Source organism: Vibrio sp. HI00D65 (genome assembly GCF_001635455.1).
In the GTDB taxonomy this organism is placed as follows: Bacteria; Pseudomonadota; Gammaproteobacteria; order Enterobacterales; family Vibrionaceae; genus Vibrio.
The window spans coordinates 1-221 of the sequence record NZ_LWEH01000440.1; the positions used below are offsets into that span (position 1 = coordinate 1).

General features: G+C 45.7%; 1 pseudogene. It reads right to left on the bottom strand.

The annotated features are described in order from the left end of the window. Positions 1-221, bottom strand: a pseudogene (locus A3712_RS21770) (hypothetical protein); the annotation flags it as partial.

Below are 221 nucleotides of genomic sequence, written 5' to 3' on the forward strand. Positions count from 1 at the left end.
CGAGTGGTCTGCTCTCGAAGCATGCCGATAGAGTATTGACGATACTTCTTAAAGGCGATTAAAGCGGCTTTAAAATCTTGGTTTTCTTCTGCGACCAAAGATTGTTGATAACAGATTTGGCTGAGCAGCTCACCATTATCAAACTCGTTTGCTGACTCCTCCGCAAGCCAGAGTAACTCTGCGGCTTGCTCTGGTCTCTTTTTGAGTAACTCTAAGCGTGC